The sequence below is a fragment of the Superficieibacter sp. HKU1 genome (assembly GCF_029319185.1).
Lineage (GTDB): Bacteria > Pseudomonadota > Gammaproteobacteria > Enterobacterales > Enterobacteriaceae > Superficieibacter.
In genome coordinates this window covers 1,955,802-1,973,849 of record NZ_CP119754.1, presented here as the reverse complement: position 1 = coordinate 1,973,849, position 18,048 = coordinate 1,955,802, and the positions used below count along the sequence as shown (strand labels likewise).

Here is an 18,048-nt window from a genome sequence, read left to right as displayed (position 1 = left end):
AATTAGTTCCCCTGAAGCACGCTCATCATGCTTTTAATTTGTCCGCTTAATACCGTCAGCCCGGTCTGATATTGCAGGCTGTTATCAGCAAACTGCGTCCGCTCGCGATCCATATCGACAGTGTTGCCATCCAGCGAAGGCTGATCGGGAATTCGGTACATCAGGTCAACAGAAGGGGCAGAGAGCGTCTGGGCAGGGATATGACGCGCCGACGTCACCGCCAGCTGCATCCCGGAAGCTTCAGGGCGTCCACGCTCCATGACTTTATTCAGTTCACTGGCAAAATCCAGGTCGCGCGCCTGATACCCTGGGGTATCCGCATTGGCAATGTTGGCCGCCAGGACTTCCTGACGCTGCGCCCGTAAGTTCAGCGCTTCCTGCTGGAAGCGTAACGCGGCGTCGAGTCTATCGAGCATATCTCCTCCGCTGATGGCAAAATTTCAGCCAGTAGCTTAATTCTCCTTACGCGCGCGTTATCGACGGAATAAACGCATAATGCGTCGCTATTTGTTGCGTTGATAGAAAGCGACAACGGGTAAAATCCCTGCATTCCTTAACCGGCTGGAGTTCGCGATGCCCACCCTGAAAGGCACTCTTACTGCTGCACTGCTCGTGCTGTGTCCACTGGCACAGGCGCAGGATCTTAATGCCCAACTGTCGGCATTTTTTGCCCAGCGCCTGACCGGATTCAGCGATGAGGTGGTGGTGAAGGTCAAAACGGCGAGCAACCTGTTGCCACCCTGCGAGCAGCCCGCGCTAAGCGTTCAGGGCAACAGCAAATTGTGGGGCAACGTGAACGTGCTGGCCCAGTGCGGCGGTGAGAAGCGTTATATCCAGGTCCTGGTTCAGGCGACCGGTAATTATGTGGTTGCCGCCGCGCCGCTGGCCCGGGGAAGTACACTATCTCCCGCCAGCGTGACGCTAAAACGCGGACGCCTCGATCAATTACCGCCGCGCACCCTGCTGGAGATGAATCAGGTGCAGGATGCGGTGGTATTACGCGATCTGGCGGTCGGCCAGCCCGTGCAGCAATTTATGCTGCGCCAGTCCTGGCGGGTCAAAGCCGGGCAGCGGGTACAGGTCATCGCCAGCGGGGACGGTTTCAGCATTAATAGTGAAGGTCAGGCGCTCAACAATGCCGCTATTGCCCAGAATGCCAGGGTGCGGATGTCCTCAGGCCAGGTGGTGAGCGGCACGGTGAACGCGGACGGGAATGTTCTGATTAACCTATAATCTTTTTAAAGAAATAACGACCGTTGCCGATAATTAGCTAACAATTGATATAGATGGCAGCTGCACCATAACCTCGATGAGGACAACAGAATGAGCATTGATCGTACATCGCCCCTGAAGCCAGTAAATACCGTTCAGCCTCGCGAAACCAGCGATATGGCCACGCCGAAAGCACGCGCGGAGAAATCCACCGCCGCTAACAGCACCAGCGTCACGCTGAGTGATGCGCAGACCAGACTGACGCAGGCAGGCAAAGATGACATCAACGTTGAACGCGTCGAAGCGCTGAAAACGGCTATTCGTAACGGCGAACTGAAGATGGATACCGGCAAAATTGCCGACGCGTTGATCCGTGAAGCACAGAGTGACTGGCAGAGTAAATAACCGTATGAGTCGTCTGCCAGAAATACTGGACCAAATGACCGTCACCCTTAATGCCCTTAAAGGCGTTATGGATGCCGAGCAGCAGCAGCTTTCCGTTGGCAGCGTCAACGGCAGCGCATTACAGCGTATTACTGAGCAAAAAAGCTCGCTGCTGGCGACGCTCGATTATCTTGAAAGCCAGCGTCGGCATGAGCAGGACACGCAGCGTAGTGCCAATGATGATGTGGCCGATCGCTGGCAGAGTATTACCGAAAAAACGCTGCAATTGCGCGAATTAAACCAGCATAACGGCTGGCTGCTCGAAGGGCAGATCGTGCGTAATCAGCAGGCGCTTGAGGTGCTTAAACCGCACCAGGAGCCAGGCCTGTATGGCGCGGATGGACAGGCTTCCTCCGCCAGTCGCGGCGGCAAAAAGTTCTCTATTTAATGGTATCGGGAGCGGCCAGCCGGGCCACTCCCTGAATGCCACTTACGCCGTCCGGCGAGCAAACTCTTTTACTTTAAAGCCCAGCAGCGCAAGCGTCGCAAAGTAAGCGACGACGCCCGCTACCACCACGCCCATCAGACGCAATATGCGCACCGGCATGCCGCCCTGCGACCACTCTGGCATGATATGCATCACGCCCAGCAGCACCGCCGCCATAATCACAACCGCAACAATCAGGCGCAGCAGGAAGCTGCCCCAGCCCGGTTGCGGGGTAAAGATTTTTTTCTTGCGCAGCTGCCAGTACAACAGGCTGGCGTTAAGGCAGGCGGCAAGACCAATTGAGAGCGACAGGCCGGCATGTTTCAGCGGGCCAATAAACGCCAGGTTCATTAACTGGGTCATGACCAGCGTCACAATGGCAATTTTGACCGGCGTTTTGATGTCCTGGCGCGAATAAAATCCCGGCGCCAGCACCTTCACCACAATTAATCCCATCAGGCCAACCGAATAGGCGACCAGCGCACGCTGGGTCATCGCGGCATCAAAGGCGGTGAACTTACCGTACTGGAACAGGGAAACGGTCAGCGGTTTGGCCAGAATACCCAGCGCCACCGCGCTTGGCAGCGCCAGCAGGAAGCACAGGCGCAGCCCCCAGTCCATCAGTCGGTTGTACTCATCGTGATTGCCGCTGGCGAAGCTTTTAGACAGCGACGGCAGCAGAATCGTCCCCAGCGCCACGCCGAGCACGCCGGAGGGAAATTCCATCAGGCGATCGGCGTAGTACATCCAGGAGACCGAGCCGGAGACCAGAAAAGAAGCGAAAATAGTATTGATGATCAGGGAAATCTGGCTGACCGATACGCCGAGGATCGCCGGTCCCATCTGTTTTAACACCCGCATTGAACCAGCATCTTTGAAATTGAGACGCGGCAACACCAGCATACCGATTTTCTTCAGGTGCGGCAGTTGATAAAACAGCTGCAATACGCCGCCGACCGTCACCGCCCAAGCCAGCGCCAGGATTGGCGGATGAAAGTACGGCGCGGCAAACAGCGCAAAACCGATCATGCTGACGTTCAGGAACGTCGGCGCAAACGCCGGTACCGAGAAACGGTTCCAGGTATTGAGGATCGCGCCTGCCAGTGAGGCCAGTGAAATCAGTAAAATATAGGGAAAGGTAATTTTTAGCAGTTGGGTGGTGAGCAGAAATTTATCGGCGGTATCCGCGAAGCCGGGTGCGGTAAGAGTAATCACCCATGGCGCAGCCAGCATCCCGACCACGGTGACAATCGCCAGCGCCAGCGTCAGCAATCCCGAAACATAGGCCACGAAGACTCTCGTCGCCTCTTCACCCTGCTTGCTTTTATATTCTGCGAGAATGGGGACAAACGCCTGCGAAAATGCCCCTTCGGCAAAAATGCGCCGCAGCAGGTTGGGTAATTTAAAGGCGACAAAAAAGGCGTCCGTTGCCATACCCGCGCCAAAAACGCGCGCCACGATTGCATCGCGGGCAAATCCCAGCACGCGAGAGAACATGGTCATAGAGCTGACAGCGGCCAGCGATTTTAATAGGTTCATGAATGTGTTTTCCACAACACAGAGCAGAACGCCTGCAGTGCAGGCGCTGGAAAAGGCGATTAGTCTACCTGGATTGCCGTGAATTACTACTGCCAGATGTTACAGCGGATTATCCCTGCATCTGCTCGCGCCATAATTTTTCGACGATGGACTGAGCGAGAATGGCCTGCTCGCCTGCCGTTTGCGGAACGGTCTGATTTTGCACGCACTCAATAAAATGACGCGCGCAACCGACGAAGCCGCGCTGTTCCAGGGTCGTCTGCCAGCCGGGAACAGGCCGGGTAATGATGCCAGCGCCCCGCTCCTCCCGCCATTCGCGCATATCGGTGATATCGATCAGCGCGCCGTCGGTCACCGCCTGTACCGCTTCGCGCTGGCTCCCCGCGCGGCGATGCATACTGGTGGTCACCTGCAAATGACGGTGGCTGAAATGGTGCTCGGCGTACAGCATTTCGCCCTGCGGTGTCGTTTGCAGCGTTCCGCTTTTAAGCGCTCCGTCACCGCCCGCCAGCCACAGCGCGGTATCCACCACGTGCAGATAATCGTCCAGCAGGGTAAAGCGTAAATCGTGCGGGCCGACGCTGTTGCTGCGGTGTTTGTCCATCCGCAACGAGAACGCCGCGCCCATGCTTTCTTTCAGCTCACGATAGAGCGGAGAGAAACGACGGTTGAAACCGACCATTAATGTCAGATGCTTATGCTCAGCCAGGGCGATCAGCCGCTCAGCATCCTGCAGGTTTTCTGCCAGCGGTTTATCCACGCAGACGTGAACGCCCGCGTTGAGCAGTTCGCTGACCACCGCATAATGCGAGGCGGTGGAGGTATGGACAAACACGGCGTCACATTGCGCTGCCAGCTGTGGGAGCGAATCCGCACAGGGCAGACGGTAGCTCTCACAGATCCGTAGCGCCTTTTCTTTCGTTGGCGACCACGCCGCCTGAAGCGTCCAGTCCGTCGCCGCGCTTAATACCGGTAGCCAGGCTTTCCGGGCGATCCCGCCCAGCCCGACCACGCCAATGCGTAATGTAGTGGTCACGTTTACTCTCCCAAATGCGCCAGCAGCGATTCAAGCCGCTGTTTAAGTTCGGCAACTTCACCCTCCAGCGCGTCAACACGGGCGTAGAGATCGTCAGAAGCCGCAGGGGCGGCGTCAGGCGCTGCCGTGGCGATGTCGACCTCCCCGCTAAACAGATGCATAAAACGGCTTTCGCGCCGTCCCGGCTCGCGGGCCAGCCGCACAACAAAAGGACCATCTTCCCGGCTGGCCAGTTTTTCCAGCGCATTTTCTACGTCGTTCATATCGCTGAATTCGTGCATTCGCTGGGCGCGGCTGCGTAATTCTCCCGGCGTCTGCGCGCCGCGTAACAGCAGCGTGGCGATGAGAGCAACCTCTGCCGAAGACAATTTCAGATCGCCGAATTCGGAATTACAAAAACGCTGCTCGTATTTAGTCACCCGGTTGCCAAAGCCGCTGACGGTGCGCAGATAATGGCGTTTCACCAGCGCATCCAGCACCGCCTGAACCTCCTGTTCGCTAAGCGACATCACCGGTTCGCGGTTGGTTTTCTGATTGCAGGCGGTAACGACCGCGTTAACGGACAAGGGGTACTGCTCAGGGGTCGTCACCTGTTTTTCCAGCAGGCAACCAATAACGCGCGCTTCCGCTGCGTTGAGTTCATATTTCATCTTTGTCTCCTTAGCGACCTGCGGTCCATTGCGGGGTGGTCAGTGCCGTCAGCACGTGATCGCGCCACTCGCCGTTAATTAACAAATAGTCTTTAGCGTAACCTTCTTTCTCAAAACCCAGCCGCGCCAGCAGGCCGCCGCTGCGCTGATTATGCGGCATGTAATTGGCCATGATGCGATGTATATGCTGGGTCCGCTGCATATAGCGGATAGCGGCGGTAAGCGCCTCGAACATCAGCCCCTGCCCCTGCCATTTCTGCCCGATCGAGTAGCCGAGATAACAGGCGTGGAACGATCCGCGGACCACGTTGGAAAAGTTAGCCACGCCGATAATTTCTTTTTCTTCCGGATCGAGCAGCGCGAAATAAAACGCTGTGCCCTGTTTGTGGAATTCGTTAATCATGCCAAGCCGCGCCTGCCAGCCTGAGGGGTAACAGTGGCTGTCATCGCGCACCGGCTCCCAGGGTTTTAAAAACTGGCGATTCTGCGCGTAATAATCCGCCAGCCGCCAGGCATCACGGTCGTGGACCAGACGCACGACCAGCCGGTCCGTGGTCAGGCGTACTTTCGGCACGTTACTGCGATAGCCAAACATGTAGACTCCTTCACTTACTTCTTGCCCTGGTCACTTCACTATACCTGCCCACAGGGCCGGTGTGAAAACAACAACATACCATTTTCTGCGCCAGGTCCGTTTTTCGATGAAAGGTATCAATCAAAGCGGCCGTTTGATGAAAAAATATCGTCGCGCAAAAGGTGGGAAAAAGAGCGGCCGGGCCGCAAAATAGGCGGGTACTCGCCTTTTTATTTCCCGGAGGGGAAATGTCCCGTATCTCGCAGGCACGGAGCCTGGGTAAATATTTCCTGCTAATAGATAACATGCTGGTCGTGCTCGGCTTTTTTGTGGTCTTTCCGCTGATTTCGATTCGCTTTGTCGATCAAATGGGCTGGGCCGCATTGATGGTCGGTATTGCGCTCGGTTTACGCCAGCTTATCCAGCAGGGTTTGGGTATTTTTGGCGGAGCCATTGCCGACCGCTTTGGGGCAAAACCCATGATTGTCACCGGAATGCTGATGCGCGCCGCCGGGTTTGCCACCATGGCAATCGCGCAGGAGCCGTGGATGCTGTGGCTCTCCTGTCTGCTTTCGGGTCTGGGCGGCACGTTGTTCGACCCGCCGCGCTCGGCGCTGGTAGTGAAGTTAGTCCGCCCGCATCAGCGCGGTCGCTTTTTTTCCATCCTCATGATGCAGGATAGCGCAGGCGCGGTGACTGGCGCCCTGCTGGGCAGCTGGCTTTTACAATATAATTTTAGTCTGGTGTGCAGCGTCGGTGCGGTGCTGTTTGTTGCCTGCGCTGCGTTTAATGCCTGGTATCTTCCTGCCTGGAAGCTGTCAACGGTAAAAGTACCGGTGCGTGAAGGGCTGGCTCGCGTGCTGCGCGACAAGCGTTTTGTCACCTATGTTCTGACCCTCACCGGTTACTATATGCTGGCCGTCCAGGTGATGCTGATGCTACCGATTATGGTCAACGATATTGCCGGGACTCCCTCAGCGGTGAAATGGATGTATGCGATTGAAGCCACGCTGTCGCTTAGCCTGCTTTACCCTCTGGCGCGCTGGAGCGAAAAACGGTTTCGTCTCGAACACCGCTTAATGGCGGGCCTGCTGATCATGACGCTCAGTATGCTGCCCATCGGGCTGGTGAGCAGCCTGCAACAGCTTTTCTCGCTGATCTGCACCTTCTATATCGGCTCGATTATCGCCGAACCGGCGCGCGAAACGCTGAGTGCCGAACTGGCGGATGCCCGTGCACGCGGCAGCTATATGGGCTTCAGCCGTCTGGGATTAGCCTTTGGCGGCGCGCTGGGCTACGCTGGCGGCGGCTGGCTGTTTGACGCCGGTAAAGCCTCCGGTCAGGCCGAGCTTCCCTGGTTTATGCTCGGGATGATTGGCCTGATCACCCTGCTGGCCCTGTGGTGGCAATTTAGCCCGAAGCATACGGCACCCGGCATGCTGGAGCCGCGGACCTGATTTGATTAGCCTCTGTTTCTCTTCCATACTGAAAGTCTGGACGGTAATACCTGGAGGAGAAACGTGAAGCTTTATATTTACGACCACTGCCCTTACTGTGTGAAAGCCAGAATGATCTTCGGCCTCAAAAACATCCCCGTTGAGCTAAACACGTTGCTCAGCGACGACGAGGCAACGCCGACGAGAATGATCGGCCAGAAGATGGCCCCCATCCTGCAAAAAGATGACAGCCGTTATCTGCCCGAAAGCCTTGATATCGTACATTACGTCGATAACGTTGACCGAAAACCCCTGCTGACCGGAAATCGCAATCCAGCCATTGAAGAGTGGCTGCGCAAGGTGAACGGCTACGTTAACCGTTTGCTGATCCCGCGTTTTGCGAAATCACCGTTTGATGAATTTTCCACCCCGGAAGCGCGTCGATATTTCACGGAGAAAAAAGAGGCCCAGTTGGGCAGCTTTGCCGATCATCTTGCCCATTCCGCCGGGCTTATTAAGAATATCAGCGACGATTTGCGCATTCTGGATAAGCACATTGTCAAACCCAACGCGGTGAATGGTGAGCTTTCTGAAGATGACATCCATCTGTTTCCGCTATTACGAAATCTGACCATCGTCGCCGGGATCAACTGGCCGACCAGGGTGGCTGATTACCGCGATAACATGGCGAAACAGACACAAATCAATCTCCTTTCCTCTATCGCATCGTGACCGTCTGGCGGACGGAAATCCGTCCGCCACTCCTTTTAAGCTTTTTCCTCTGTTAATTTCTGTGCTGACAGTACATGCTGCTTGTGTCAGGATAGATGACAGGCATGATGCAGAGGAAACCCATGAAGAAGATCGTTATTGCCGCCGCCCTGATCGTCAGCGGCCTGATTGTCGGATGTAACCAGCTGACTCAGTACACCGTCAGCGAGTCGGAAATTAATCAGGCGCTACAAAAACGAAATAATTTTTCCAAAGATATTGGTCTGCCGGGCGTGGCCGATGCACATATTGTCCTGAACAACCTTACCAGCGCCATTGGCCGTGAAGAGGCAGATAAAGTCACGCTGAGCGGCGATGCGTTTCTGGATATGAACTCCCTTTTCGGCAGTCAGAAAGCCACCATCACCCTGAAGCTGAAAGCGCTTCCCGCCTTTAATAAAGAGCAGGGCGCGATTTACCTGCAGGAAATGGAAGTGGTGAATGCTGACGTCAAGCCAGACAAAATGCAGCCGGTGGTGCAAACCCTGCTCCCCTATTTGAACCAGTCACTGCGCAACTACTTCAATCATCAGCCCGCTTATATGCTCAAAGATGATGGCGGCAAAGGGGAAGCGCTGGCCAAAAAATATGCAAAAGGTATTGAAGTGAAGCCGGGGGAAATCGTTATTCCTTTCACCCATTAATCGCTTTATCCTCCTCTCACGCAAGTCTGCAAAGTGCGCTTTCAGGCTTGCGTCATACAATAAAAGAGTGCAAACGAAAACGTTTCCGCTTATCCTTAGTGCCCGGCAAAAAACAGCCCTGATACCCGCCGGAGCGCTCTAATGACTGACCAACCGCAAGTACTTAAGATCCGCCGCCCTGACGACTGGCACCTCCATCTGCGCGACGGAGAAATGCTGAAAACCGTCGTACCTTATACCAGCGAAATTTATGGTCGTGCGATTGTCATGCCCAATCTGGCACCGCCTGTGGTAACGGTTGACGCCGCGATAGCCTACCGTCAGCGCATTCTGGATGCCGTTCCTGCCGGGCATACTTTTACCCCCCTGATGACCTGTTACCTGACCGATTCTCTCGATCCGGCAGAGCTGGAGCGTGGTTTTAACGAAGGCGTATTTACCGCCGCCAAACTATATCCTGCCAATGCCACCACCAACTCAAGCCACGGCGTCACCAGCATTGATGCCATTATGCCGGTGCTGGAGCGGATGGAAACGCTGGGTATGCCGCTGCTGGTGCATGGCGAAGTCACCCATGTGGATATTGATATTTTTGATCGTGAAGCACGGTTTATTGAAACCGTTATGGAACCACTGCGCCAGCGCTTACCGGGGCTGAAAGTGGTATTTGAGCACATCACCACCAAAGATGCGGCGGATTACGTGCGTGAAGGCAATGAACGGCTGGCGGCGACCATCACTCCCCAGCATTTAATGTTTAACCGTAATCATATGCTGGTGGGCGGCGTGCGGCCTCATCTTTACTGTCTGCCGATCCTCAAGCGCAACATCCACCAGCAGGCGCTGCGAGAGCTGGTAGCCAGCGGTTTTGACCGCGTTTTTCTCGGCACCGACTCTGCGCCACATGCGCGTCATCGTAAAGAAGCCAGCTGCGGCTGCGCAGGCTGTTTTAGCGCCCCGACCGCGCTTGCCAGCTATGCAACCGTGTTTGAAGAGATGAACGCGCTGGCGCACCTGGAAGCATTTAGTTCCCTTAACGGTCCGCGCTTCTATCAATTGCCGGTGAACGACACGTTTGTTGAGCTGGTTCGCCAGGAAAGCCAGGTCGTCGATTCTATCGCCCTGCCTGACGATACGCTTATTCCCTTCCTTGCAGGCGAAACCGTGCGCTGGACGGTGGTAAAATAATTTACTCCCCCTGTTGTAAGTTAGTACGCTAAACTGTATAAATATACAGTGCATTACACAGGGGGGCAATTATGCGTATTGAAGTCACTATCGCCAGAACAACATCCTTACCGCCCGGTGCGCTGGACGCCCTTGCTGGCGAACTGTCCCGGCGGGTTCTCACTCATTTCCCTGATTGTGACGGTAACGTCAGCGTGCGTTATGCTGCTGCCAATAACCTTTCCGTGTTTGGTGGGCTTAAAGAAGACAAAGATCGCATCAGTGAAATTCTCCAGGAGACCTGGGAAAGCGCTGACGACTGGTTCATTACCGACTAATTTTTGCTCCCTCATTGTGCATGTTTGCCGGGTCGCCCCGGCTTTTTTTCATCTTTTTCCTGCTGATTTTTTAGTCACTTTCTTATTGATCGTAATACTTAATAAAAATTAAAGAACAATCCCGCGCTTAATTGTTCAAAAAAGACACGCTATGAAAAAATATTCCAGCGAAAATATATTTATTGGAACATTTTATCTTTTTATTGATATACTTAAGTTGCTTCAAAAAAACACGCATTGAACCCAGCAGCTATTGTTTTTTCACGCTTACTAAGGGGTCATGATGGAAAAAAATAATGAAGTCATCCAGACCCATCCCCTTGTTGGATGGGACATCAGCACCGTGGACAGCTACGATGCGCTGATGCTGCGTTTACATTACCAGACCCCCAATCAGCCCGAGACCGAGGATGCAGAGATCGGTCAGACACTATGGCTGACAACTGATGTTGCACGTCAGTTTATTTCTATTTTAGAAGCAGGTATCGCTAAAATTGAATCCGGCGACTACCAGGAAAATGAGTATCGCAGGCATTAATATCACACCGATGTAATGCTGTACATTCACTCAAAAGGCACCCGCAGGGTGCCTTTCTTATTTGCGCTAAACCATAAAAAACGTATGCTACCCGTTGTTATTTAATATCATTCTACGGGAGCGCTATGCAATACGATCTGGTAATTATTGGCAGTGGTTCCGTCGGGGCGGCAGCGGGCTATTATGCTTCGCGCGCCGGGTTGAACGTGCTAATGACCGATGCCCATTTGCCCCCGCACAAGGAAGGAAGTCACCACGGCGATACGCGGCTGATGCGCCACGCCTATGGCGAAGGTGAAAAATACGTACCGCTGGTACTGCGCGCGCAGGCGCTGTGGGAGGCATTTGCCGCGGAAAGCGGCGAGCCGGTATTCGAACGCACCGGGGTAATTAACCTGGGTCCGGCAGACTCCCCCTTTCTGGCAAACGTCGCCAGCAGCGCTCAGCGCTGGCACCTGGCGACGGAGCAGCTTGATGCTGCCGCCATTACGACGCGCTGGCCGGAGATTCGCGTGCCGGAAAATTATATCGGCATTTTTGAAGCTAATTCAGGCGTGCTGCGCAGCGAACTGGCGATCAAAACCTGGGTGCAGCGGGCGCGCGAAGCGGGATGCGCGCAGTTATTTAACTGCCCGGTGACGGCCATTCATCATCATGACGCTGGCCTCACCATTGCCACTGCCGATGGCGAATACCATGCCCGCAGAGCGCTCATTAGCGCCGGAACCTGGGTGACAAAACTGGTGCCGTCGCTGCCGCTGCAACCGGTACGCAAGATTTTCGCCTGGCACCAGGCCGACGGGCGCTACAGCAGCAAAAATAATTTCCCGGCGTTTACCGGCGAGCTGCCTGATGGCGATCAATTTTATGGTTTTCCGGCCGACGATAACGCCCTCAAAATAGGCAAACACAACGGTGGGCAGGTCATTCATTCTCCACAAGAACGTAAACCTTTTGGCACCATCGCAAGCGACGGCGCTGAGTCATTTTCGTTCCTGCGTCAGATCCTGCCGGGCATCGGCGGATGCCTGCACGGTGAAGCCTGTACCTATGATAATTCGCCGGACGAGGATTTCATTATCGATACCCTCCCCGATCATCCAAATACGCTGTTAATCACCGGACTTAGCGGACACGGCTTCAAGTTCGCCCCGGCGCTGGGCGAGATTGCCGTACAATTTGCTAAAGGCGAATCCAGCGAATTCGATTTATCGCCTTTCTCCCTGGCCCGCTTTCAACATTAATCTGGTTGCGGTCTTTCTGGCCGCAGCTTATTTCCTGAGTTTGTATTGTGGTAAAGGACATTATTTACTTAGCAGGCTTACTTTGCGTGGTAATGTATTTTCAGCAGCGCGGTTAACTGACAAAAACTGACACAGGTTGATAAAAATATAAAATTAGTCATAAAATTTTGAACGAAAGTGTTGATTAAATAACCCTGCCAATTCGATAGTAGCCCGCTAAAAACGCGAACATCCTGAATTAAAACCTCAACTTTATTCAACATTACTGAACAAGTTAAAATAGTTATAAATTTATGCTAATTTGATGTTGCAATATAGTTTATCGCCCAGCATTGTAAGCACTCTTAATACCGTTACGAGATGCCGGGCATGAACCTGCGTAATTCTTCATATCGCTATGGATTTGTTTCAATTGCGTTGCACTGGCTGGTGGCTATTGCGGTCTATGGAATGTTTGCCCTGGGCCTCTGGATGGTCACGCTCAGCTATTACGACGGCTGGTATCACAAAGCACCGGAGTTACATAAAAGCATCGGTATTATATTGATGCTTACGCTGGTGGTTCGCCTGATCTGGCGCACCGTTTCTCCGGCTCCGGCCGCATTAAGCCATTACTCAAAACTCACCCGCATCAGCGCAGTGCTGGCCCATATCGCGCTGTACCTGCTGCTGTTTGCCATTGTGATTAGCGGTTATCTGATCTCCACGGCTGACGGTCAACCGATCAGCGTCTTTGGCCTTTTCGAGGTGCCCGCCACGCTGACCGACGCGGGGGTACAGGCCGATCTGGCGGGCAATCTGCACTTATGGCTGGCATGGAGCGTAGTGGTACTGTCGGTCCTGCACGCGCTTGCCGCCCTCAAACACCATTTCATCGATAAAGACGATACCCTGCGCCGCATGCTGGGAAAATCGTCCCCTGACTCTGGAGCGTAATATGAAAAAAAGCCTGCAAGGATTGTTACTGGGAAGTCTGCTGCTGACTGCCGGTTCAGCCATCGCCGCAGATTATAAAATTGATAAAGAAGGTCAGCACGCCTTCGTCAATTTCCGCATTCAGCACCTCGGTTATAGCTGGTTGTACGGTACTTTCCGCGATTTCGACGGTACGTTTACCTTTGACGAAAAGAACCCGTCTGCCGATAAAGTCAACGTGACGCTGAATACCAATAGCGTGGATACCAACCATGCAGAGCGCGATAAGCATCTGCGCAGCGCCGACTTCCTGAACGTGGCAAAATTCCCGCAGGCGACGTTCAAATCGACCGCGGTTAAAGCAGACGGCGATGCGCTGGATGTGACTGGCGATTTGACGCTAAACGGGGTAACCAAACCGGTGACGCTGAAGGCGAAGATGATCGGTCAGGGTGACGATCCGTGGGGCGGCAAACGCGCCGGTTTTGAGGCGGCAGGTAAAATCAGCCTGAAAGAGTTTAACATCAAAACCGATCTTGGCCCGGCATCGCAGGATGTAGAGCTGATTATTTCGGTGGAAGGCGTACAGCAGAAGTAATGATTAGCCCGGCAGCGCAGGCTGCCGGGCTGACCTGTTATTCCGGGTCAGGAATACCCAATTTAGTATTCAGACGTCCCCTGGATTTATTAAAGATCTTGTTACCGTTTTCACGCCCCGCGCGGAGCTGGCGCTGTTGTTCCTCGGGTAACGCCCTTTCCGTCTGGCACGCTTCACTGCAACATCCGGAATATTTTTCGGCGCAGCTCGGGCACTGAATAAACAGCAGATGGCACCCGTCGTTCAGGCAGTTGGTATGGCTGTCACAGGGCGTACCGCACTGGTGACAATGGGCAATGACATCATCAGAAATACGCTCGCCCATTCGCTCGTCAAACACGAAGTTTTTACCGATAAACCGTACCGGTAATCCCTGTTCACGCGCCCGGCGCGCGTACTCAATAATGCCGCCTTCAATATGCGAGACTTTGTTAAAGCCGTTATGTTTCATCCAGGCGCTGGCTTTTTCGCAGCGGATCCCGCCGGTGCAATACATGACTATTTTTTTATCTTTATGCTCCTGCATCATTTCGACGGCTTTCGGCAACTGTTCACGGAACGTGTCGGCAGGGATTTCCAGCGCGTTTTCAAAATGCCCCACTTCATATTCATAGTGGTTGCGCATATCGATAAACAGGGCGTCCGGATCGTCGAGCAGGGCGTTAACGTCGGCGGCTTTGAGATAGTCACCGACATCGCTGGCATCAAAACTGGCGTCTTCGATTCCGTCAGCAACAATACGCTCGCGCACTTTCAGGCGCAGCACCCAGAATGATTTACCGTCATCGTCGAGGGCAATGTTCAGGCGCAACCCCTGAAGCGCCGGATCGACGGTTTCCAGCAGCGCCCGCAGCGCGTCAGTTTTACTTTGCGGAATACTGATTTGGGCGTTAATCCCTTCGTGCGCCAGATAAATACGGCCAAAGACGTTGAGTTCAGTCAGGGCGGTATACAGCGCGTCGCGCGTCGCTTTGGGATCGGCTATGGTGAAATATTTATAGAATGAGATCGTCGTGCGCGGTTCGGTCTCGGCCAGCATCCGCGCCTTCAGTTCCTCATTCGAAATGCGGTTGTGTAACACTGGCATGGTGTACGTTCCTGCAATCGTGAGTGAATAAGATAAACGGGCGGCATCATATAGCAATAACTGCCAATTTACATCCCTACATTTTTAGCTACATTTGCATCATCTACAAAACTTCTAATCCACAACTGCTGTTTTACTACTCACTTCGTCGTGTAACATGTTGGCATCAGTTAAAAAAATGCGACAATAGAGCCGGTTGCAAATTAAATCACAGGAATGACATGACGCATTTACCAAAATTCACCGTGGCGCTGCTTCATCCGCGATACTGGTTAACCTGGCTGGGCATTGGCATGTTATGGCTGGTGGTTCAGCTACCCTACCCGGTTCTTTATCGCCTTGGACACAGTCTTGGTCATCTGGCACAGCGCGTTATGAAACGCCGGGTTAAAATTGCCGAGCGTAATCTGGAGCTCTGCTTCCCTGAGATGAGCCAGGCGCAGCGCGACGAGATGGTGCATAAAAATTTTGAATCTGTCGGCATGGGATTACTTGAGACCGGCATGGCCTGGTTCTGGTCGGATCGCCGGATGGCGCGCTGGACCGAGGAGCGCGGCATGGATGCGATTAAAGAGCAAATCGCCCAGGGTCGCGGGATCTTACTGATCGGCGTCCATTTTCTGACCCTGGAAATGGGGGCGCGTATTTTTGGTATGCATCTTCCGGGCATTGGCGTTTATCGCCCTAATGATAATCCGGTGCTGGACTGGTTGCAGACCTGGGGACGGATGCGCTCCAACAAAGATATGATTGACCGTAAAGACGTTAAAGGCATGATCCGCGCGCTGAAAAATTGTGAAGTGATTTGGTACGCTCCTGACCACGACTACGGCCCGCGCACCAGCGTGTTTGTGCCTTTTTTTGCGGTTGAACAGGCGGCGTCCACGTCTGGCACCTGGATGCTGGCCCGTACGTCAAAAGCCTGCGTTGCGCCGTTTGTCCCGCGGCGTAAACCCGATGGCAAAGGGTATGAGCTTATCGCCCTTGAACCGGAATGCAATCCTCCTCTGGACAACGCCGAAACCACCGCCGCGTGGATGAACAGGATCGTCGAGAAGTGCATCATGATGGCCCCCGAGCAATATATGTGGCTGCACCGTCGTTTTAAAACGCGTCCTGAGGGTGTTCCTTCCCGCTATTGATGCCGCGCGCCAGCGCTTTTACCCCGACCTGCCCGGCGGCGCAAGCTTGCCGGGCCTGTGCTCAATCCCCCCATCCCGCATCCTAAGCTTTAAAAGCTATCCCGTTTGCAGCCCTTCGTGGCCGGGCGCATAATTAGCGGGCTTATCATATTTTTAGCTAAACTTAGTCTATTCTGTGCTGCGTTGTGGGAGCCTATGCCCTCTTCAGATATTCCGATCAACTGGAAACGTAATCTTACGGTCACCTGGTTTGGCTGTTTTTTGACGGGTGCCGCGTTTAGTCTGGTCATGCCCTTTCTGCCACTCTACGTCGAACAACTCGGTATCACCGATCACAGCGCGCTGAATATGTGGTCGGGACTGGTATTCAGCATCACCTTTCTTTTCTCTGCCATTGCCTCACCGCTATGGGGCGGTCTGGCCGACCGTAAAGGGCGCAAAATTATGCTGCTGCGCTCTGCTCTCGGTATGGCGATAGTGATGATGCTGATGGGAATGGCGCAAAACATCTGGCAGTTTCTGATCCTGCGTGCGCTGCTGGGGCTACTCGGCGGCTTTATTCCAAATGCTAATGCGCTGATAGCCACACAAATTCCACGTAACAAAAGCGGCTGGGCACTGGGCACGCTTTCAACGGGGGCGGTCAGCGGCGCGCTGTTAGGCCCTCTGGCAGGCGGCCTGCTTGCAGACAGCTACGGCCTGCGTCCGGTATTTTTTATGACCGCTGGCGTGCTGTTTTTGTGTTTCCTGCTGACGCTGTTTTATATTCGTGAACAATTTGTCCCGGTTACCAGAAAAGAGATGCTCAATGCCCGCCAGGTCATTGCCTCCCTGAAAAGTCCGCGGCTGGTGCTGAGCCTGTTTATCACCACCCTGATTATTCAGGTCGCCACCGGTTCGATTGCGCCGATTCTGACGCTTTACGTGCGCGAACTGGCAGGCAACGTCAGCAACATCGCCTTTATCAGCGGAATGATCGCCTCTGTGCCCGGCGTCGCGGCGCTGTTAAGCGCTCCCCGGCTGGGCAAGCTGGGTGACCGCATCGGTCCGGAGAAAATTCTGATTGCGGCACTTGTCATATCGGTACTGCTGTTGATCCCGATGTCATTGGTGCAAACGCCGCTTCAGCTCGCTATTTTACGTTTCCTGCTCGGTGCTGCCGATGGTGCGCTGCTACCCGCCGTACAGACGCTGCTGGTGTATAATTCCACCAACCAAATTGCCGGGCGTATTTTTAGCTACAACCAGTCATTCCGCGATATCGGCAACGTTACCGGCCCGCTGATCGGTGCAGCCGTCTCCGCCAGCTATGGCTTCCGTGCTGTCTTCCTGGTCACCGCTGGCGTAGTGCTATTTAACGTTATCTACTCGACCTTCAGTCTGCGTCGCCGACGCCCCGCCAGGGCCCCCAAACAACCGGTTGATTAGGCGGGTTTTTCACCATGTTATACGTGATGTGAATGATTTTTTGCTGTTCAACCTTGCACCGGCCAATATTCAGCTATTCTTTTCCCTGAACACCACGTCGAATCACAGGGAGATACCAATGACTATGTATGCCACACTCGAAGAAGCCATTGATGCGGCGCGCGAAGAGTTTCTTGCCAATGCCCCCGGTGTTGAAGAGGAAGAGGCCAATATCCAGCAGTTAAGCATCCAGAAGTATGTGTTACAGGATGGCGACATCATGTGGCAAGCCGAGTTCTTTGCTGAGGAAGGTGAAGCTGGCGACTGTCTGCCTGTCTTAAGCGGTGAAGCAGCGCAAAGCGTATTTGACGACGACTACGACGAAATCGAACTTCGTCAGGAGTGGCTGGAAGAAAATACGCTGCATGAATGGGATGACGGCGAGTTTCAGCTTGCGCCGCCGCTGGATACCGAAGAAGGCCAGGCAGCGGCTGACGAATGGGATATTCGTGATTAACGTCTAACCCTGTCGTTCATCACGGGCCTGTTATTCATAAGGCCCGTGACTGGCATCCAGCGGTAATAACAGCGTATCAAAAATCAGTGAAAAGGGCAGGTCCAGAACGGTCAGCCAGCGCCAGCTAGAATCACGCACGTCCCACTGCACGCCAGGATAATACTGATTACCATGCCCCTGTCCGGGAATGGTACGGCTAATAACACTGCCGCAGCCGCACAGCATTATCGACATCAGAACGACCAGTACCATTCTCATGATTTTCCCCTGCTCTAAAAAAATACCGGCCCTGAGGCCGGTATTGAACGGATAACAGTATCTATGGTTGGGTGCCTTGTAATGCCGGGTGACGCTTCGCTTAC

At 54.0% G+C, this 18,048-nt stretch carries 22 protein-coding genes; 15 read left to right on the top strand and 7 right to left on the bottom strand.

Annotation, left to right across the window (positions count from 1 at the left end):
- Positions 1–2 precede the first annotated feature (2 nt).
- Complete coding sequence (gene flgB, locus P0H77_RS09355) at positions 3–416, bottom strand: flagellar basal body rod protein FlgB (protein ID WP_176917800.1); 414 nt, start codon at positions 414–416, stop codon at positions 3–5.
- A 157-nt stretch (positions 417–573) separates the two neighbouring features.
- Between flgB and flgA the strand changes: the two genes are divergently transcribed.
- The 3 genes from flgA (at position 574) to flgN (ending at position 2,044) form a co-directional block, all read left to right on the top strand.
- On the top strand, positions 574–1,233 hold the full coding sequence (flgA, locus tag P0H77_RS09350; RefSeq protein ID WP_276164607.1) for a flagellar basal body P-ring formation chaperone FlgA: 660 nt from the start codon (positions 574–576) through the stop codon (positions 1,231–1,233).
- 90 nt (positions 1,234–1,323) lie between these two features.
- Positions 1,324–1,617 (top strand): flagellar biosynthesis anti-sigma factor FlgM, encoded by a 294-nt coding sequence (gene flgM / locus P0H77_RS09345; RefSeq protein ID WP_276164606.1) that lies wholly within the window; start codon positions 1,324–1,326, stop codon positions 1,615–1,617.
- A 4-nt stretch (positions 1,618–1,621) separates the two neighbouring features.
- Positions 1,622–2,044, top strand: a complete 423-nt coding sequence (gene flgN, locus P0H77_RS09340) for a flagella biosynthesis chaperone FlgN (protein ID WP_276164605.1) — start codon at positions 1,622–1,624, stop codon at positions 2,042–2,044.
- Positions 2,045–2,086: 42 nt separating this feature from the next.
- On the opposite strand, the gene murJ is transcribed toward flgN, so the two are convergent.
- From murJ to rimJ, 4 genes are all read right to left on the bottom strand, one after another.
- Positions 2,087–3,622: a murein biosynthesis integral membrane protein MurJ gene (gene murJ, locus P0H77_RS09335; RefSeq protein ID WP_276164604.1), complete on the bottom strand. Its 1,536-nt coding sequence runs from the start codon at positions 3,620–3,622 to the stop codon at positions 2,087–2,089.
- A 109-nt stretch (positions 3,623–3,731) separates the two neighbouring features.
- Positions 3,732–4,658, bottom strand: a complete 927-nt coding sequence (locus P0H77_RS09330; RefSeq protein ID WP_276164603.1) for a Gfo/Idh/MocA family oxidoreductase — start codon at positions 4,656–4,658, stop codon at positions 3,732–3,734.
- A 2-nt stretch (positions 4,659–4,660) separates the two neighbouring features.
- Entirely contained in the window at positions 4,661–5,308 is a 648-nt protein-coding gene (locus P0H77_RS09325) for a YceH family protein (RefSeq protein WP_276164602.1), read from the bottom strand.
- 10 nt (positions 5,309–5,318) lie between these two features.
- Entirely contained in the window at positions 5,319–5,903 is a 585-nt protein-coding gene (gene rimJ / locus P0H77_RS09320; RefSeq protein WP_276164601.1) for a ribosomal protein S5-alanine N-acetyltransferase, read from the bottom strand.
- Between the two features lie 227 nt (positions 5,904–6,130).
- Here rimJ and mdtH point away from each other — a divergent pair, with 227 nt between their 5' ends.
- The 9 genes from mdtH to P0H77_RS09275 all read left to right on the top strand — a co-directional run bounded on the left by mdtH (position 6,131) and on the right by P0H77_RS09275 (position 13,533).
- On the top strand, positions 6,131–7,339 hold the full coding sequence (mdtH, locus tag P0H77_RS09315) for a multidrug efflux MFS transporter MdtH (protein WP_276164600.1): 1,209 nt from the start codon (positions 6,131–6,133) through the stop codon (positions 7,337–7,339).
- Between the two features lie 63 nt (positions 7,340–7,402).
- The gene (grxB, locus tag P0H77_RS09310) at positions 7,403–8,050 is read left to right on the top strand and encodes a glutaredoxin 2 (RefSeq protein WP_276164599.1); all 648 of its coding nucleotides are present in this window, start codon (positions 7,403–7,405) and stop codon (positions 8,048–8,050) included.
- Between the two features lie 122 nt (positions 8,051–8,172).
- Positions 8,173–8,733 (top strand): lipoprotein, encoded by a 561-nt coding sequence (locus P0H77_RS09305; protein WP_276164598.1) that lies wholly within the window; start codon positions 8,173–8,175, stop codon positions 8,731–8,733.
- A 141-nt stretch (positions 8,734–8,874) separates the two neighbouring features.
- On the top strand, positions 8,875–9,921 hold the full coding sequence (gene pyrC / locus P0H77_RS09300) for a dihydroorotase (RefSeq protein WP_276164597.1): 1,047 nt from the start codon (positions 8,875–8,877) through the stop codon (positions 9,919–9,921).
- A gap of 71 nt (positions 9,922–9,992) precedes the next feature.
- Positions 9,993–10,238 (top strand): DNA damage-inducible protein I, encoded by a 246-nt coding sequence (dinI, locus tag P0H77_RS09295; protein WP_176917812.1) that lies wholly within the window; start codon positions 9,993–9,995, stop codon positions 10,236–10,238.
- A 283-nt stretch (positions 10,239–10,521) separates the two neighbouring features.
- Positions 10,522–10,776: a biofilm formation regulator BssS gene (bssS, locus tag P0H77_RS09290; protein WP_194206110.1), complete on the top strand. Its 255-nt coding sequence runs from the start codon at positions 10,522–10,524 to the stop codon at positions 10,774–10,776.
- Positions 10,777–10,901: 125 nt separating this feature from the next.
- Entirely contained in the window at positions 10,902–12,020 is a 1,119-nt protein-coding gene (gene solA / locus P0H77_RS09285; protein ID WP_276164596.1) for an N-methyl-L-tryptophan oxidase, read from the top strand.
- Between the two features lie 369 nt (positions 12,021–12,389).
- Positions 12,390–12,956 (top strand): cytochrome b, encoded by a 567-nt coding sequence (locus P0H77_RS09280; protein WP_276164595.1) that lies wholly within the window; start codon positions 12,390–12,392, stop codon positions 12,954–12,956.
- A 1-nt stretch (position 12,957) separates the two neighbouring features.
- Positions 12,958–13,533 (top strand): YceI family protein, encoded by a 576-nt coding sequence (locus P0H77_RS09275; protein WP_276164594.1) that lies wholly within the window; start codon positions 12,958–12,960, stop codon positions 13,531–13,533.
- 37 nt (positions 13,534–13,570) lie between these two features.
- Here the strand turns inward: P0H77_RS09275 and P0H77_RS09270 are convergent, their stop codons facing one another.
- The gene (locus P0H77_RS09270; protein ID WP_276164593.1) at positions 13,571–14,620 is read right to left on the bottom strand and encodes a rhodanese-related sulfurtransferase; all 1,050 of its coding nucleotides are present in this window, start codon (positions 14,618–14,620) and stop codon (positions 13,571–13,573) included.
- A 221-nt stretch (positions 14,621–14,841) separates the two neighbouring features.
- On the opposite strand from P0H77_RS09270, the gene P0H77_RS09265 reads away from it, so the two are divergent.
- From P0H77_RS09265 to P0H77_RS09255, 3 genes are all read left to right on the top strand, one after another.
- A complete protein-coding gene (locus P0H77_RS09265; RefSeq protein WP_276164592.1) occupies positions 14,842–15,762 on the top strand; it encodes a Kdo(2)-lipid IV(A) acyltransferase in 921 nt (306 codons plus the stop codon).
- 195 nt (positions 15,763–15,957) lie between these two features.
- The gene (gene mdtG / locus P0H77_RS09260) at positions 15,958–17,190 is read left to right on the top strand and encodes a multidrug efflux MFS transporter MdtG (RefSeq protein WP_276164591.1); all 1,233 of its coding nucleotides are present in this window, start codon (positions 15,958–15,960) and stop codon (positions 17,188–17,190) included.
- A gap of 118 nt (positions 17,191–17,308) precedes the next feature.
- A complete protein-coding gene (locus P0H77_RS09255; RefSeq protein ID WP_276164590.1) occupies positions 17,309–17,686 on the top strand; it encodes a MysB family protein in 378 nt (125 codons plus the stop codon).
- Positions 17,687–17,716: 30 nt separating this feature from the next.
- Here the strand turns inward: P0H77_RS09255 and P0H77_RS09250 are convergent, their stop codons facing one another.
- Positions 17,717–17,944, bottom strand: a complete 228-nt coding sequence (locus tag P0H77_RS09250) for a YceK/YidQ family lipoprotein (protein WP_276164589.1) — start codon at positions 17,942–17,944, stop codon at positions 17,717–17,719.
- Between the last annotated feature and the right edge of the window lie 104 nt (positions 17,945–18,048).